The following is a 16,522-nucleotide window of genomic DNA, read 5'->3' on the forward strand; positions in this document are numbered from 1 at the left end:
GTCAGCCGCCGGAGGGGCTGAAGAGGAGGGGATAGGTCACGGTCACGATGCCGGCGTCCGGCGGCGGGAACGACAGCCCGTAGAACGACCGCACCACGCAGGCGACCACGCCGGCGTCCGGCAGATCGGAGCCGCCGTTCTGCACGCTGGAGACCGCGCCGTCGCGGCCGATCGTGAAGCCGACCGACACGCGCCCGGTCAGGTTCGGGCTGTTGCGCAGCCCGTTCTCGTAGCAGAGCCGGAACCGGCCGAAGTTCTGCCGCACGATCCGCTGGATGACCTCGGGCGGGATCCGGCCCGACACCGAGGGCGACCCGACCCGCATGCGCGGCGCGTCCGGCTTGTGGCCGCGGGCGCCGGCGAAGCGCGACGCGCCGTGGCCAGGGCCGAAGCCCTGCCCGTCGCCGAGCCCGTTGCCGTGACCGATGGTGCCGAGGGGCCCCATCCCGATGCCGGTGAAGCGCCCGCCGCCGCCCTCGCCGACGCCGAGGAGCCCGAGACTGCCCACGCCGCCCGACTCGTCGATCGTCTCGCCCCACATGTTGGCGATCACGCTCCGCGCGCCGTTCCCGAGCGTGTCCACGCCGCCCCAGGGCGCCGAGAGCGCGTTCGGATCGCCGCCGACGCCCGCCTGGAGCACGCCGATCATGCCGAAGCGCGCCGCGTCGTCGAGCGCCTGCGCCCGCGAGATCCGCACGTCGAGGTTGTCCTTCGGCCCCTCGATGTCGAAGCGCCCGTTCGTCTTCCGGCTCGTCGCGCTCCCGGCCTTGCCCGACTCGCCGATCGCGGCCGCGCCCGTGCCGCCTTCCGTCTCGTTCGGGCGGCTCGCCTCCGCGCTCTGGTCCGCCTCGGGCAGCTCCCGCTCGGCGGTCGCCGCGAGCGCCTGCGCCAGGAGGTACGCCTGCTCCGCGCTGACGCCGCCGTCGTCGGCCATGGCCAGCGGCGGCATGAACGCGGCCATGGCCGAGAGCAGGCCGACGTGGACCAGCGTCGAGAGCGCGGTGAACGGCAGGCTCCGGCGGTCGAGGCTCACCTTGCCCGCCACGCGGCGGCCCGCCCTGCCCACCGCGACCTCGACCCCGAAGTCGCCGAGATCGAGCTTCGCCCGGCCGCCGAGCGGCAGCGCGATCTGCCGCGCGCCGTCGAGCGCCGCGCACGGCACGGCGCGGCCCGACGCGATCGCCTGCGCGACCGTCATCTTGCAGCTCCCGAGCTCGACCATACCCGTGGCGCCCGGCGGGATCACGGCGCTCACCTCGCCGCCGTCTCCGACGAGCACGAGCGGCGCCCTCACCGCGCCGAGCCGCGCCGCGGGTACGAAGAAGTCGCACCCGCCCTCGGCGCCGTCCTGCTCCCCGACGTGAAAGGCGCGCGGCGGCGTCAGGTGCGCCATGTGAAGCAGGCTGTCCCCCCACCGGATGACCACCTCGACGGACAGCGCCTCGGTCTCGCACTCGTCCGCGGGCACCTCGGGCGCGCTCTTGACCAGCGCGTAGGTATACGAGCCCTCCGGCGCGTCCGCGGGCACCTCGGCATCGCAGGCCGGAGCCGGGCTGAAGGGCAGATTACCAAGAAACGGGTTCGACGATGCCATGCTCGGAGCCACCTTGAACGTGTCCATCGGAGACAGCCCTTTCCTGCCCGCGCGCGCGGCGTGAGCCGCGCAGCGAGCGGTCTGAATGGAGCGAGCCCGCGAGAGCCCGCCAGAGCGGCGCTCCCGGCGCGCGCGCGGCGAGCTTCACCGCGCTCGGCGTGCGCCGCGGAGCGCCGCGTTCACGCCCGAGATCGACAGCGGCCCCTGCCCCAGGTTCCGGACCTGCAACGCAATTTTCAGCGGCGACCTCGCGCCCGGGCCGTTGAATAAAATCCATACCGCGCGGTCCGCGCGCCCCGGCGGCGGCGCGCCGCGGAGTCGCCACGAAACCGGATCGCAACCTTCCGGTGCTCTCCGGTTCACCGTCACGCACAGGCCGAGACGTCGACCAGACCCCCCCCTTCATCGCACCATGGTATCGGGCGCGACATACCGACGGTCGACCCGTAACCGCAGGGACGATCGGGGCTCACGCAACCAGAATGACACGGGCGTTGGGGTAGCCGGGCGCTCGCCATCGTGCGTATGATGAACGCCATGGGTGCGGCCAGGAGCAGCGGTCAAGACCCGCTTATCGGCGCGACGATCGCGGGTCGATATCGGATCATCTCGCTCATCGCCCGCGGGGGTATGGGCAAGGTCTACAGGGCAGAGCAGTTCGCGCTCGGTCGGATCTGCGCCCTCAAGCTCCTCGTCCCGGATGAGCGGCGCGAGCAAGATCCGGAGTTCTTCCGGCGCTTCTCGCGCGAGGCCGCGACCGCGGCGAGGCTCACCCACCCGAACTCGGTCACCGTCTTCGATTACGGCAAGGACGATCCGCGCGGGATCTATTTCATCGCCATGGAGTACATCGCCGGGCGCACGCTCCACCGCGTGCTCCACGACGAGGGCCCGTTCCCCGAGGCGCGAGCGAGCCGGATCGCGCGGCAGATCTGCCGCGCGCTGGCGGAGGCGCACGGGCTCGGGCTCGTGCACCGGGACCTCAAGCCGAGCAATGTGCTCCTCGTCGACCAGGGGGACGAGAAGGATTTCGTCAAGGTGCTCGACTTCGGCCTCGTCAAGGACGTCTCGGGGCAGCTCGACGATCTGACGCAGAAGGGCCTGTTCATCGGCTCTCCACGGTACACCGCGCCGGAGCAGGCGCTGGGCAACGAGCTCTCGCCGCGCGCAGACATCTACTCGCTCGGCGTGCTGCTCTACGAGATGCTCTGCGGAAAAGCGCCGTTCGACAAGAAGGTGCCGACGGCGACGCTGATGGCCCACGTCAGCGAGCCGCCGCCGCCGCTCGCGCGCGACTCTGGCGGTGCGCCCGTGTCGCCGGGGATGGAGGCGATCGTGATGCGGTGTCTCGAGAAGAGCCCGGACAGGCGCTTCCAGTCGATGAAGGAGTGCCTCCTCGCGCTGAAGGGCGCGGCGGGCGAGCCGGTCGACGTCGCGCGGGCCTCGACGCCGGACCGCGTGCCCGTGTCGCAGCCCGGCGGCGCGCTGCCGTCCGCGCCGTCGGGCTCGGGGCCGCTCATCTCGGAGGTCTCGCCGCCCCCGGCCGACTCGGGCGCGTCGCCTCGCTCGATCCAGCTCGACTCGCTGTCTCCTCCCCAGGTCTCCCCGACGTTCGGCGGCTCTGTCGCGCCGCCCCGACACCGGCCGCTGTCTCTCTATCTCGTGGCGCCGATCGCGGCGCTCGTCGGCGGCGGCCTCGTGATGGCGATCGGCGGGCACGCGCGCGGGCCGCAGGCCGCGAGCACCCCGGCGGCAGTCCAGTCCGTCCTCGTGCCGATCGCCGTCCCTGCCGAGGTCTCGGCGGACAGAGCGCCCAGCGCGGCGGCCGGCTTCAGGATCGTGCGGATCGAGAGCGCTCCGCCCGGCGCCCGCGTGTCCGACCGCGGGACGGAGGTGTGCCTGGCGACGCCGTGCCGGCTCGTCCTGGAGGGCGCCGGGACCCGGGCCGAGTACCGACTCCAGCTCACCAGGCCCGGTTACAAGCCGGCCGTGCTGGTGGTGCGCCCCGAGGACGAGACCGCCTCGGCCGATCTCGAGGCGCTGGCCGCGGCCCCGGCGCCGCCCCCGCCGCCGATCTCGCAGGTCGCGGCGAGCGCGCTCCCGGAGGCGGCTCCCTACGAGGAGGCGCTGCGCGAGGAGGGCGCCGCGGCCGAGCCCGCCGCGACCGAGGCCGGCGCCGCCCAGCCCAGCGCGGCCGCCCTGCCGACGGCTCCAGAGGCCGTGCCCGCCGCAGTGCCGGCCGCGCCGGCACCGAGGACGACCGCCCCCGAGATCCTGCGCTTCCAGGACGGGATGACGCGCCCCGTGCCGATCGAGGCGCCCGCGGTGGTCTACACGCGGGAAGCGCGGCAGGCCCGCGTCGAGGGGACGGTCCTCGCGCGGTGCGTGGTGACGACGGCCGGGAATCTCACCGGTTGCCGCATCGTCAAGGGTGTCCCGCACATGAACGACGCGGTCCTCTCGGCGCTCGCGGCGAGCCGCTACAGGCCGGTCACGTACCAGGGACGGCCCGTCGACGTCGACTACGTGTTCTCGATCAAGCTCGTGCTGCCCTGACGCCAGTCCCACGCCGTCAGGGCTCATCTCTGGTTCATGAGAAAAGGAACCACAGAGGCACAGAGGGCACAGAGGGGAGAAGAGAGAATAAAAAACTCTCTCTTCCCTCTGTGCCCTCTGTGCCCTCTGTGGTTCAAATTCTTCTCCATCACAGGGCGAGCATGACGGTGGCCGAGAGGAAGACGATATGAGCGGTCGTGGCCGAACCCGGGCGGCGCAAGCCGGGCTGATCCTCTGTTTCGCGGCGCTCCTCGGCTGCTCGCGGGAAGAGGCGTCCAAGCCGGGCGCAGGGAGCGGCGCCGCGCGCCCGGCTGCGCTCGGGGCCGAGGTCGTGCCGGCGCCGGAGGGCGGCGAGGTCCCCGCGCTGGTGCAGGAGGCGCGGGACCGCGCCCGGCGGGAGGGGCGCGAGCTCGTCGTGTACGTGGGCGCGTCGTGGTGCGAGCCGTGCACGAGGTTCCACGACGCCGTGAAGGCGGGCCAGCTCGACGCGAGCTTCCCGGCGCTGCGCCTGATCGAGTTCGACCTCGATCGCGACCGCGACCGGCTCGCCGAGGCTGGCTATGCGTCCGAGATGATCCCGCTCTTCGTCGTGCCGGGCGCGGACGGCCGGGGAACGCCCCTCCGCGTCGAGGGGTCGGTGAAGGGCGACCGCGCTGTCGACGAGATCGTCCCCCGGCTCGAGGCGATCCTGGCCCGGGCGCGCGCGGCGGCGCGGTGATCCGCGGAGCGCGCGCCGCCCGCGCCGCTCACCGCGAGCGCGCCGCCCGCGTCGCGGTGGACGGGCGGCGGCGGTGGAGCCATGGATGGACCTCCATGAGGACCGCGAACCTGCTGCTCGCAGCCGCGCTCGTGACGCTCGCCGCGGGTTGCCGCGGCGGCGGCAGCGAGCCTGCTCAGCCCATCCCGCACGTCACGCCGATCGACACGCGCCCCCCCGCCGATCCGGCAGCGGACGACGAGCCGCCCACGCCGCGGCCCCCGAAGGAGGCTGACCCCACGAGCACGGACACGTTCGAGGGCACCGCGGGCGCCACCGACAAGCCGCGCGCCGGCGCGAAGGTCGCGGTCCTGCGCGACGTGCGCGCGGCCCGGCACGAGCACTACGACCGCGTCGTGTTCGAGTTCGAGGGGGACACGGTGCCGGGCTACCACGTCGACTACATCGACAAGCCGGTGCGGCAGTGCGGCTCGGGCGAGGCCACGGAGATCGCCGGCGACGGGTGGCTCGCCGTGCGCATGACCCCCGCCGCGGCGCACACGGAAGCGGGGAAGGCGACGATCCCGTTCCGCGAGCGGAAGCTCGCGCTCGGCGTGGCCGTGGAGCTCGAGCGCACGTGCGACTTCGAGGCCGAGGTGACCTGGGTGCTCGGGGTCTCGTCGCCGAACCGGTACCGCGTCCTCGAGCTGACGAAGCCGGCGCGGCTCGTCGTCGACGTGAAGCACTGAGGCCGCGCGCGCCGGCTCAGCCGCCCAGCGCGGGCCCGGGCTCGTCGTGGCGCGCCGGCGTGGACGCGTCCGCCGCCCGCGGCGGCGGCAGCCGGCGCGGCGGCACCGTGACGTGCTTCGGCGGGGCGGCGGGGCCGCCGGACGGCCGCGGGATGTTGTAGACGCGCTTCGCCTGGATCGCCGTGGATCGCAGGCCGTTGGCCCGCTTGATCGCCTCCACGGTGGTGCCGTATCGCCGCGCCAGCGAGCCCAGGGTCTGCCCCTTCTTCGCGGTGTGGCGCACGTACTGCGCCGTCGGCTTGATCGCCCCGCGCTTCACGAGCATCGGGTACGCGCGCACGGCCGACTCCTGCGCGATCGGGCTGTAGAACCTGATGTGGATGTGGTTCGCGTGCCCCCGGGCGTGACGGATGAGCGGCCGCGGCTTCCTCGACCCGAACTGGAAGACGTCGTCGAGCCAGTCCCTGTCTTCCCCGATCTTCAGCGCGTGCTCCTTGAGCAGCTTCTGCACGCTGGTGTCGATGAGGATGAGCTCCACGTCGGTCTCGGTGATCAGCGCCCGGACGAAGGCCCAGGTGCGCTCCCGGTCGAGGTTCGCCGCCGTGGCCCGCTGGTACCAGCGGTGCCGCGCGTCGAGGAAGTAGCTGATGTCGACGTCGCGCCCGGCCTGGTGGCTCTTGTGCGGCGAGAGGCGGCCGCCGTCCCGCGCGCTGATGTGCCCGATGTAGAGCTTCGGGCTCCCCGGGAACTGCCGGTGCACCTCCGCGATCGCCCGATCGAGCGCGTCGACCGTCTCGCGCGTCCCCCAGGCGTGGCCCGGATCGACGAGCTCCCACCTGTCGCTCTCGGGCATCCGGAGGCCGTTGAACAGCGCGCCCGCGTTGGTGGCGCCCACCGACATCGGCCCGAGCGCCGCCGGGTCCTTCGACAGCAGCTCCTCGATCTGCGCGTCGGTCATGGCCGCGAGCGGCGAGCGCGCCGGCGTGCCGGTGCCCGGCTCCGCCGGCAGCTCGAGGTCGTCGTCGACCTCCCCGCCGTCCTCGTCCACCTCGTCGTCGTGGTCGTGGTCGTGGGCGGCCGCGAGCGCGGCGTGGTCCGCCGCTGTCCCGGGCGCGGCCCCCTGCGTGCCCGCGCCGTGCTCCGCCGAGGCGGCGGCGACGACGCGCTGCAGGCTGTCCTTCGACCGCGCCGCCTCCGGCGATCTCCCGGCGCAGCCCGCGATGCCGAGGGCGCAGAGGACGGAAACCAAGGTGCTGCGGCCCATCGCGGCGCCACTATACCGGCACGAGGAAGACACGCCAACCGCGGCCCGGCGGTCGCACAGCGCCCTTCACGCGACGCGTGTTCAGCGCCCGGGCGTCTTGCGCGGCCGCGCGCGGCTGCGCTCGGGCTGGCACCGGGCGCAGAAGGCGCTGGAGCGCCCGCCGATCGCGCGCGTCTCCAGCGCCGCGCCGCAGCGAGGGCACGGCTCGCCGGCGCGCGCGTAGACCTGGAACGGGTTCGGCGCCGCGCCGGACTCGGACAGGTACGCGATCTCCCCGGCGCCGATCGCCGTGATCGTGTGCGCGAGCGAGGCCTCGATGCCGGCGGCGATGGCGGCCACTTCCTCGCGCGACAGGGAGCGGCCCGGCCGCGCCGGGTGCACGCCAGCGCGGAAGAGCGCCTCGGTCGCCTGGATGTTGCCGAGGCCGGCGATCACCGCCTGGTCCATCAGGATCACCTTCACGGCGCGCGCGCTCGCCCTGGCGCGCTCCAGCAGGGCGTCCACGTCGATCCCGTCGCGCAGCGGATCGGCGCCGAGCGCGGCGATCTCGGGGATCTCGCGCGGCGAGACGCCGCGCAGGACGGCGAGCCGGCCGAGGAGCCGCGGGTCGTTGTAGTGGAGCACGCTCCCCGAGGTGAGCCGCAGCCGTGCGCGGCTGTGCCCCGGCGCGGGCTCTCCCGGCGCGCGGCGCACCCACTTGCCCGACATCCCGAGGTGGCTGAGCAGCACCACGCCCCCGTCGAGCTCGAGCACGAGGTACTTGCCGAAGCGCGTGACGCGCTCGAGCGCGCGGCCCGGGAGCTCGCGCTCGAAAGCGTCGCGGCTCGATCGGCGGAACACGCGGGTCGGATCGCCCTCGGCGGACGCGATGCGGTCGCCCGCGAGGAAGCGGCGCAGCGAGACGGCGGCGTGCTCGACCTCCGGGAGCTCCGGCACCCGCGAGGACTATCACGCGCCGCGGCGCACGAGGGCGTTGCCGCCGGCTGGGCGGCGGCTACATGCTGCCCTCGTGCAAGGGTCCCAGCGGAGCGGCCGCCCCGATCCGGCAGCCCAGGGGGCGGCCGCGGCGGCGCGCCGGCCGGGGCCGCCCGCGGCGCCCGACGGCGCGCCGCGCCCGCACGAGCGCGGCGAGCGACCGGCCGGGGCCGGCGAGCGGCAGCCAGGCGGCGGGGGCCAGCAGAAGCTCTTCTCGGCCAGGGAGGTGGCGGGCGACGGGTCCGCGACGGTCGAGGGAGAGGTCGTCCGCGTCACCTACGAGAGCGAGTCGAGCGGCTTCCGGGTGCTGCGGGTGGAGGTCACCCCGGGCGCCGCGCCGGAGGTCTGGGTCGGGGTGTTCCCGCAGGTCGGCCCGGGCACGCGCGTGCGCGCGACGGGGCGCTACCAGCGCGATCCGAAGCACGGCGAGCAGCTCAAGGTCGAGACCCTGCTGCCGATCGCCCCCGCCACGCTGGACGGGCTCGAGCGCTACCTCGGCTCCGGCATGGTGCAGGGCATCGGCCCCGCGTACGCGAAGCGGATCGTCGAGGCGTTCGGCGCCGAGACGCTCGAGATCCTCGACCGGTCGCCGGAGCGGCTCGCCGAGGTCCCCGGGCTCGGCCAGCGGCGGGCGCAGGCCGTCGCGAAGGCGTGGGCGGCGCAGCGGGCGATCGGGGCCATCATGATCTTCCTCCAGGCGCACGGCGCGTCCCCGGCGCTGGCGAGCCGCATCTACAAGCGGTTCGGCCCTCACGCGATCGACATCGTCTCCCGCTCCCCGTACCGGCTCGCGCTCGACGTGTGGGGCATCGGCTTCAAGACCGCCGATCGGATCGCGCGCTCGATCGGCGTCCGGGCCGACTCGCCGGAGCGGGCGCAGGCGGGCGTGCTGCAGACGCTGGTCGACCTGTCGACGCGCGGGCACACGCTCGCGGAGCGGCCGGAGCTCGCGGAGCTCGCCGCGACGATGCTCGAGCGCGACGCCGCCGAGGTCGACAGCGCGATCGACGCGCTCGTGGCGAGCGGCCACGTCCGCGTCGAGGCGCTGTCGACCGGCGAGGTCGCCGTCTACCCGAAGGACCTCTACGAGGCCGAGGTGCGGCTCGCGCGCCGGATGCGCTCCCTGCTGGGGGGCGACGAGGACGACGCGGCGAGCGACGCGCGCCTCGCGGAGGGCGTCGACGCGGCCATCGCCGCGTTCGAGGAGAAGACGAAGGTCTCGCTGGCGGCCGCGCAGCGCGCCGCGGTGGAGCAGGCCGCGCGGAACAAGGTGCTGGTCATCACCGGCGGTCCGGGCGTCGGCAAGACGACGATCGTCCGGGCGATCCTGGCGCTGTTCGATCGCGCCCGGCTCCCGGTGCGGCTCGCCGCGCCGACGGGGCGCGCGGCCAAGCGGATGAGCGAGGCGACCGGGCGCGAGGCCGTCACCCTCCACCGGCTGCTGGAGTTCGACCCGAAGCAGCGCAAGTTCGGGCGCCAGCGGGGCCGGCCGATCGAGGCGGCGGCGATCGTGGTCGACGAGGCGTCGATGCTCGACCTGGCGCTCGCCGACGCGCTGCTGCAGGCCACGTCGGACGCGGCGCGGCTCGTCCTCGTGGGCGACGTCGACCAGCTCCCGTCGGTCGGCCCCGGCGCGGTGCTGCGGGACGTGATCGCCTCCGGCGAGGTGCCCACGGTGCGCCTCACGCAGATCTTCCGGCAGGCCGAGGGCAGCCTCATCGTCCGCAACGCGCACCGCATCCACGACGGCGAGCCGCCGGAGGGCGCGCGCGGCCCCGGCGGCGAGTTCTACGTGATCGAGCGGACCGAGGCCGAGGCGGCGGCGGAGCTGATCCTGCACCTCGTCACGGAGCGCATCGCCAAGGGGTTCGGGCTGGATCCGCGGCGGGACGTGCAGGTCCTCACGCCGATGCACAAGGGCGAGGCCGGCGCGATCGCCCTGAACGCGCGGCTCCAGGCGGCGCTGAACCCCGAAGGCCCGAGCGTCACGCGCGGCGCGCGCACGCTGCGGCTCGGCGACAAGGTGATGCAGCTCCGCAACGACTACGACCGCGAGGTCTACAACGGCGACGTCGGGTTCATCACGGACGTGAACGCCGAGGAGCGGAAGCTCCAGGTCCGCTTCGACGATCGCGAGGTCGACTACGAAGAGGGGGAGATCGACGAGCTGACGCTCGCTTACGCGACGAGCATCCACAAGAGCCAGGGGAGCGAGTATCCGGCGGTGATCGTGCCGATCCTCACCCAGCATTTCGTCATGCTGTCGCGGAACCTCATCTACACGGCGGTGACCCGCGGCAAGCGGCTCGTGGTGCTCGTCGCCGATCCGCGGGCCGTGTCGCTGGCGCTGGCGGAGACGCGCAAGGAGGAGCGCCGCACCCACCTCGCGGAGCGGTTGCGCAGCGCGGCGCCGGCGCGCTCCGGGCCGGCGCTCGAGCCCAAGCCGGCTCTCGCCGCCGGGCCGCGACTCGACTAGGACGTCGGCCGAGAGGGCGAGCGACATGAGCGTCCGTGACGGCGACAGCGACCACGACAACGATCACTCGAGCGAGCGCGAGACGCGCGATACGGCCAGGGCGACGGCGCAGCAGGGCCCAGCGCGGCTGGCCTGGAGCGCGGGGGGCGCGGCGAGATTCACGAGCGGAATCACGGGCGGAAGCCGCGGCGGAGCCGCCGCGGCCAGGGCCCGCGCGCTCGGAGCTCCCCCGTTGCCCGGCTCGGTCCTCCCTGCTAGCGTTCGCGCCCCCTCTACACGAACTACGACCCCCATCACTTCAGCGCGCAGGGTACCGGGGCGAGGCTGGGCGATTCCTGCCCCTCGGCGCGCGTGGGGGAGAGATCTCGGAGCATCGACGATGACGACCAACGGACAGCAGCAGGCGGCTGGGCTCAACATCAGCGGGGGGGCGGCGATCGTCGCGCCCGTGAGCGCGTTTCCGAACGGCGTGCCGGGGAACGCGCTCATCGTCATCCCGATGAACAAGCCGACCGATGAGCTGAAGGGCCTCCTCGAGCAGGGCCCCGCGGCGGTGACCCTCGATCAGATGTGGCAGCTCCTCGGCTTCAACGGGCCGGCGGTGCAGGTGCAGGACGACCAGGGGCGCCCCATCGCGATCGGTCTGGAAGACCTCCTCGCCGGACTCGAGAAGCACTGGACCGAGCAGCCTGACGATCTGAACCGCGGGCGCATCTACGCGCAGGAGCTCCTCAAGCACAACCGGCTGCAGCGCGCCGAGCAGGTGCTCTCGAAGGTGGTGGCGAAGGGCGGTACGGGCGACGACTGGCTCGCGCTCGGCATCGCGCAGCTCTCGCAGGACAAGCACGACAAGGCCGAGGGGACGCTCAAGGGGGCGCAGAACCTGCTGAAGGACAACCCCTACCCCTCGCTGCACCTCGCGAAGCTCTACCAGGCGCGCAAGGAGGACGCGAAGGAGCGCGAGTACATCGAGAAGGCGATCGCGATCGACGCCGGGTGTATCGACGCGTGGGCCTACCTCTTCCAGTACCTGAAGCAGCGCGGGGACGAGGAGAGCGCGGTGGCCGAGATGGAGAAGATCTCGGCGGACAAGAAGACCGCCGCGCCGTACATCGCGATCCAGGGCTTCTACGCGAGCAACGAGGAGACGCGGGACAAGGCCGTCGAGTACGCCAAGAAGGCGGTCGCGCTGAACCCGGACGACCCGCTGGCGCTGCTCTGCCTGTCGGCGCTGTACGGGCAGAAGAACGACCTCGAGGCGGTGGTCCGCCTGCTCCAGCCGCACGAGGCGAAGATGAGCCGCGACGTGCGCCTGGCCAACAACTACTTCGAGGCGCTCTTCCAGTCCCGCCAGCTCGAGAAGGTGACCAAGCTGCTGAACGCGCTCGCCGGATCTCCGAACAAGGAGGTCAAGCAGTTCGCCATCGAGCGCTCGCGCGCCGTCGCGCAGTACCTGCAGCAGCAGCAGCAGCAGCTCGCCGCGGCAGCCCAGCCGGCGGCGCAGCGCAAGGCCTGACAAGCACGCAAGACCCGCGCGGGGAGCGCCCGAGACGGCGCTCCCCGCGGCTCAGCGGCGTTCAGCAGCTCAGCAACGAACAGCAGCCGCTCGCCCTCGCGGGGCCATCGCCCTCGCTCAGCTCAGCAATCAGCAGAAGAGGCTCACCGCAGCAACCTGACCGGCGCTCAGCGACCGAAGGCGCGGCGGATCGCTTCGGCGATGCCGCCGCCCAGAAGGCCGTCGGCGTCCAGGCGGTCCGTCGCGGCCTGCTTCACGTTCTCGGGCGCCTGCCCCATCGCGAAGGAGCGCCCGGCGACCTCGAACATCGGCAGGTCGTTGAGCCAGTCGCCGACCACGACCACGTCCGACGGCGAGCACTGGTAGTGCTCTGCGAGCCACGCGATCGCCGTCCCCTTGGTGGGCCCGGCGGCGCGGACCAGCATCGCGAAGACGTCGTGCAGGAGGGGGAACGAGACGACGAACGCCGCCTGGCCGAGCTCGGACCGGACCTCCTCGACGGCGGCCATGACCTGGGACTCGGTCCCGATCGCCACCAGCCCGAGCAGGCCGTGCTCGTGCTCCCAGTACGGGTGCGACGTGACCCGCTCGACCTCGGCGATGGCGGTCGACCACCCCCGGACATAGTGGACGTGCGGCGCGCCGGTCGCGTCGTGGACGATGCTGTCCTGCGCGAAGAGGAACGACGCCGTCGCGTGCCGCTCGGTGATCGAGCGCAGGAGCGCCGCCTCGGCGCCCGAGATCGTCCGCGAGTACAGGTGCGCGTCGCCCTCGGTGTGCACGATGTGGCTGCCGTCGACGCACGCGATCGGGCCGACGATGCCGACCCGCCGCGCGACCTCGCGCGTCCCCGAGTACAGACGCCCCGTCGCGATGGAGACCGGGACGCCGGCCGCCTGGAGCCGCTGGATGGCGAGGAGGTCGTCCTCGTGGATGGATCCATCACGACGGACGAGGGTCCCGTCGACATCGAGGGCGAGGAGCTTGTAGGTGGTCACCGCGCTACGCTCTGTCCGACGAGCTGCTGCGCCGCCCGGACTGACAGTCGAGCTCGCTCGAAGTACTGCAGGTTTGCGAGCTCGCTCTTGCCGGTCTCGAGCCGCTCGCGACGTTCATCAAGCAACGCCTTGAGCAGCTCGAGAGCACACGCTGGGTGGCAGGCGGAGCTAGCTGGACTGGATGGCACCGCGCTCGGCGCGGTATCCGGAAGGAGGGCTCAGGAGCCCGGGTAGACCGACACCTGCTTCTTGGTGTTGGACTTCCACTCGTACTTCACGACGCCGTCGACGAGGGCGAAGAGCGTGAAATCGCGGCCGGTGCCGACGTTGTGGCCGGCGTGGATCGAGGAGCCGACCTGCCGGACGAGGATGCTGCCCGCGCGAACGGGCTCCCCGGCGTAGATCTTCACCCCGCGGCGCTGCGCGTTCGAGTCGCGGCCGTTCCTGGAGGAGCCGCCGCCTTTTTTGTGAGCCATGTCTACCTCTCCTGCTAGGCGGTGATGCCGGTGATCTTGAGCTCGGTGTACGGCTGCCGGTGGCCGTTCTTGCGGCGGAAGTTCTTCCGGCGCTTGAACTTGAAGACCACGATCTTCTTGCCGCGGTCCTGCCCGGTGATCTCGGCCGCGACGGAGGCGCCGCTCACGAGGGGCTTGCCAATCTTGGGGGAGTCACCGCCGACGAGGAGCACCTCGCTGAACGTGACCTTGTCACCGGCATTGCCGGCAAGCTTCTCGACCCGGAGCTTCTGACCTTCGGCGACCCGATACTGCTTGCCGCCCGTCTTGATGACCGCGTACATGGTGCGTCTTCCTCAACCTGGGGACCGCGATCCCTCACCTTACGTCACGCAATTGCCCTCGATCGGAGGGCCCGGTGAGCGAGGGAGCGGCAGTATACGGACCTTCTCCGGCTTGGCAAGAGGTTCGCAGCGCCCTCGCCCAGGTTCTTCTCCCGGGGAAACAGCCCGCGGCCGCCCGCGCGCTGCCAGCGCCGGCTGCGCGCTGGCAGCCCGCAGACGGCCCGCAGGCGAAGCCCGCGTCCGACGCGACCCCGGACCACGGCCCAGCTCGCTACCCCTCGGCCTTGGTGAAGACGAACTTCTCGTCGACCACGTCGACCAGCATCTTCTGGCCGGCCTGGTACCCGCCGGCCAGGATCGTCTCGGCGAGCGGGTTCTGGAGCTCGCGCAGGATGGCCCGCTTCAGCGGGCGCGCGCCGAGGCTCGGCTCGTAGCCGAGCTCGACGAGCCGCGCCTTCGCGGCGTCCGTGAGCGCCAGGCGGATGTCCTTGTCCGTGAGGAGCTGCTCGAGGCGGCGGAGCTGGATGTCCACGATGCCCCGGAGATCCTCCTTGCTGAGCGCCTTGAAGACGACGATGTCGTCGATGCGGTTCAGGAACTCGGGGCGGAAGAACCCGCGCAGCTCCTCGAGCAGCACGTCGCGGATCGCCTCGCGCCCGTCCTCCGTCGACCAGAGCTTCGCGTCGGTGTCGAGCACGCGCTTCGACCCGATGTTCGACGTCATGATCACGACCGTGTTCGAGAAGTCGGCGAGCCGCCCGCGGCCGTCGGTCAGCCGGCCGTCGTCGAGGATCTGGAGCAGCAGGTTGAACACGTCCGCGTGGGCCTTCTCGACCTCGTCGAACAGGAGCACGCTGTACGGCCGGCGCCGGGCGGCCTCGGTGAGGAAGCCGCCCTGCTCGCTGTCCGCGTAGCCCGGCGGCGCGCCGATCAGGCGCTGGGCCATGTGGCGCTCCATGAACTCGCTCATGTCCATGCGCGTCAGCGCCTGCTCGTCGTCGAACAGGAACTCGGCGAGCGCCTTCGCGAGCTCCGTCTTGCCGACGCCGCTCGGCCCGAGGAACAGGAACGAGCCGATCGGCTTGCCCGGATCGCGCAGCCCCACGCGCCCGCGCCGCACCGCCTTCGCGATCGCGCGCACCGCCTCGTCCTGGCCCACCACGCGCTGCGCGAGCCGCTCCTCCATCTTGAGGAGCTTCTCGGCCTCGCCCTCGAGCATCTTCGCCACCGGGATGCCGGTCCAGTCGTTGAGCGTCGCCGCCACGTCCGACTCGCTGACGACGTTCGACGTCGGCGCGACCCCCTCCCGCTGCGCCGCCTCCTCGGCCGCCTGCAGCCGCCGCTTGATCTCCGGGATCGTGACGTGCTCGAGCTCGCCGATCTTCGCGAACGCCTTGTCGCGCTGGGCCGCCTTCAAGGCGTCCGTCGCGGCGACGAGCTCCCGGCGGATGGACTGGCACGCCGCGATGACGCCGCGACGCGACGCGTTGCGGGTCCGCATCGACGACGCCTTCGGCTCGATCTCGGCGAGCTCCGCCTCCAGCCGCGTGCGGGTCTGGACGCTCAGCTTGTCGTCGTCGTCGGCGAGCGCGGCGATCTGGGCGCGCAGCGCGTCGACGCGCCGGCTGAGCGCGTCGAGCTCGGCCGGCACCCCGTCAACCTCCACCCGCTTGCGGGCAGACGTCTCGTCGAGCAGGTCCACCGCCGTGTCGGGGAGCGCGCGATCCGAGATGTACCGCTTGGCCAGCGCGACCGCCGAGGCGATGGCGCTCTCCCCCACGCGGACGCGGTGGTGGGCCTCGTACTTCGTCGCGATCCCCCGCAGGATCTCCGTCGCCTGATCGATGCTCGGCGCCTCCAGCGTGATCGTCGAGAACCGGCGGATGATCCCGGGGTCGCGCTCGTTGATCTTGCGCACGCCTTCCGGCGTCGTCGTGGCGATGATCCGGATCTCGCCGCGCGACAGCAGCGGCTTCAGGAGCTCGCCGACGCCGGCGCCCTGCACCCCCTGGCCGAAGAGCGCGTCGAGGTCCTCGACGACGAGGATGCTCTCGGCGTCCTGCTCGCCGCGCAGGCGATCGACGAGCACCTTGAGGCGCTGCTCGATCTCGCCGCGCAGCTTCGCCCCGGCGACCAGCGCGCCGGTGTCGAGCTCGTAGAGGTGGGCCCCGGCCAGGTTCGTGGGCACGTCCCCGTGGGCGATCCGGTCGGCGAGGCCCCGGATGAGCGCGGTCTTGCCCACGCCGGGCTCGCCGACGATGAGCGGGTGGTTCTTGAACCGCCGCTCGAGGATCTGCAGCAGGCGGCGCGCCTCGACGTCCCGCCCGATCACCGGATCGAACCGCCCCTCGCGGGCGTCGGCGACGAGGTCCCGGGTGTAGGGCGCGGGCTGGCCCGGCTCCGACGCGCTCGCCGGCGTGGGCGACGGCTCCCGCGAAGCCGCCTCCAGCGCGCCGAGGTGTGGCCGGAACGCCCCGGGGCCGATGCCGAACGAGGACAGGATCTCCCCCGCGGGCCCGCGGATCTCCTGGGCGAGCGCGTGGAGCAGGTGCTCGATGCCCACGTTCGCCGACTTGTCGCGGGTCGCCTCCCGCTCGGCGCGCCCGAGCAGGTCGAGCAGGCGCGGGCTCACGTACGCCACCCCGCCGCCCGCCCTGGGCAGCTTCTTCAGCGCGTTCTCGGCGAGCTGGAGCACCTCGTTCGGGTCGGCTCCGGCCCGCCGAAACACCTCGGATACCCCCCGGTCACGCTCGAGCAGCCTCGTCAGCAGGTGCAGCGGCGTGACCTCGGTGTGCTGGCGCTCGTCCGCGATCTGCTGGGCGCCGGCGACGACTTGCTTCGCGTCGCCGGTATAGCGATCGAGGTGAATCGTCCCCTCTTTCTCGGCCATGCGCGCAG

The 16,522-nt window shown here is 72.8% G+C and carries 12 protein-coding genes; 5 read left to right on the forward strand and 7 right to left on the reverse strand.

What is annotated here, in order from left to right:
- Position 1 precedes the first annotated feature (1 nt).
- Positions 2 to 1,594 (reverse strand): AgmX/PglI C-terminal domain-containing protein, encoded by a 1,593-nt coding sequence (locus WME96_RS40585; RefSeq protein ID WP_437286921.1) that lies wholly within the window; start codon positions 1,592 to 1,594, stop codon positions 2 to 4.
- Between the two features lie 537 nt (positions 1,595 to 2,131).
- On the opposite strand from WME96_RS40585, the gene WME96_RS40590 reads away from it, so the two are divergent.
- The 3 genes from WME96_RS40590 to WME96_RS40600 all read left to right on the forward strand — a co-directional run bounded on the left by WME96_RS40590 (position 2,132) and on the right by WME96_RS40600 (position 5,596).
- The gene (locus WME96_RS40590; protein ID WP_437286922.1) at positions 2,132 to 4,150 is read left to right on the forward strand and encodes a TonB family protein; all 2,019 of its coding nucleotides are present in this window, start codon (positions 2,132 to 2,134) and stop codon (positions 4,148 to 4,150) included.
- 187 nt (positions 4,151 to 4,337) lie between these two features.
- The gene (locus tag WME96_RS40595; RefSeq protein WP_437286923.1) at positions 4,338 to 4,868 is read left to right on the forward strand and encodes a TlpA family protein disulfide reductase; all 531 of its coding nucleotides are present in this window, start codon (positions 4,338 to 4,340) and stop codon (positions 4,866 to 4,868) included.
- A gap of 95 nt (positions 4,869 to 4,963) precedes the next feature.
- Entirely contained in the window at positions 4,964 to 5,596 is a 633-nt protein-coding gene (locus tag WME96_RS40600; protein ID WP_437286924.1) for an AMIN-like domain-containing (lipo)protein, read from the forward strand.
- A gap of 16 nt (positions 5,597 to 5,612) precedes the next feature.
- On the opposite strand, the gene WME96_RS40605 is transcribed toward WME96_RS40600, so the two are convergent.
- Together WME96_RS40605 and mutM are read right to left on the reverse strand one after the other, a co-directional pair.
- The gene (locus WME96_RS40605) at positions 5,613 to 6,860 is read right to left on the reverse strand and encodes a LysM peptidoglycan-binding domain-containing protein (RefSeq protein WP_437286925.1); all 1,248 of its coding nucleotides are present in this window, start codon (positions 6,858 to 6,860) and stop codon (positions 5,613 to 5,615) included.
- 81 nt (positions 6,861 to 6,941) lie between these two features.
- Entirely contained in the window at positions 6,942 to 7,796 is an 855-nt protein-coding gene (gene mutM, locus WME96_RS40610; protein ID WP_437286926.1) for a bifunctional DNA-formamidopyrimidine glycosylase/DNA-(apurinic or apyrimidinic site) lyase, read from the reverse strand.
- A gap of 73 nt (positions 7,797 to 7,869) precedes the next feature.
- On the opposite strand from mutM, the gene recD2 reads away from it, so the two are divergent.
- Entirely contained in the window at positions 7,870 to 10,311 is a 2,442-nt protein-coding gene (gene recD2 / locus WME96_RS40615; protein ID WP_437286927.1) for an SF1B family DNA helicase RecD2, read from the forward strand.
- Between the two features lie 379 nt (positions 10,312 to 10,690).
- Positions 10,691 to 11,827: a tetratricopeptide repeat protein gene (locus WME96_RS40620; RefSeq protein WP_437286928.1), complete on the forward strand. Its 1,137-nt coding sequence runs from the start codon at positions 10,691 to 10,693 to the stop codon at positions 11,825 to 11,827.
- A 167-nt stretch (positions 11,828 to 11,994) separates the two neighbouring features.
- Here WME96_RS40620 and WME96_RS40625 read toward each other — a convergent pair whose 3' ends face one another.
- From WME96_RS40625 to WME96_RS40640, 4 genes are all read right to left on the reverse strand, one after another.
- Positions 11,995 to 12,825, reverse strand: coding sequence for an HAD family hydrolase (locus WME96_RS40625; RefSeq protein WP_437286929.1), 831 nt, complete (start codon positions 12,823 to 12,825; stop codon positions 11,995 to 11,997).
- A gap of 218 nt (positions 12,826 to 13,043) precedes the next feature.
- Positions 13,044 to 13,301 carry a 50S ribosomal protein L27 gene (gene rpmA, locus WME96_RS40630; RefSeq protein ID WP_061616234.1) on the reverse strand — a complete coding sequence of 86 codons (258 nt, stop codon included), beginning with the start codon at positions 13,299 to 13,301 and terminating at the stop codon, positions 13,044 to 13,046.
- A gap of 14 nt (positions 13,302 to 13,315) precedes the next feature.
- The gene (rplU, locus tag WME96_RS40635) at positions 13,316 to 13,624 is read right to left on the reverse strand and encodes a 50S ribosomal protein L21 (RefSeq protein ID WP_437286930.1); all 309 of its coding nucleotides are present in this window, start codon (positions 13,622 to 13,624) and stop codon (positions 13,316 to 13,318) included.
- Positions 13,625 to 13,895: 271 nt separating this feature from the next.
- Positions 13,896 to 16,514, reverse strand: a complete 2,619-nt coding sequence (locus WME96_RS40640) for an ATP-dependent Clp protease ATP-binding subunit (protein WP_437286931.1) — start codon at positions 16,512 to 16,514, stop codon at positions 13,896 to 13,898.
- Positions 16,515 to 16,522: the final 8 nt, after the last annotated feature.

The sequence above is a fragment of the Sorangium sp. So ce406 genome (genome assembly GCF_051474675.1).
In the GTDB taxonomy this organism is placed as follows: Bacteria; Myxococcota_A; Polyangia; order Polyangiales; family Polyangiaceae; genus Sorangium; species Sorangium cellulosum_G.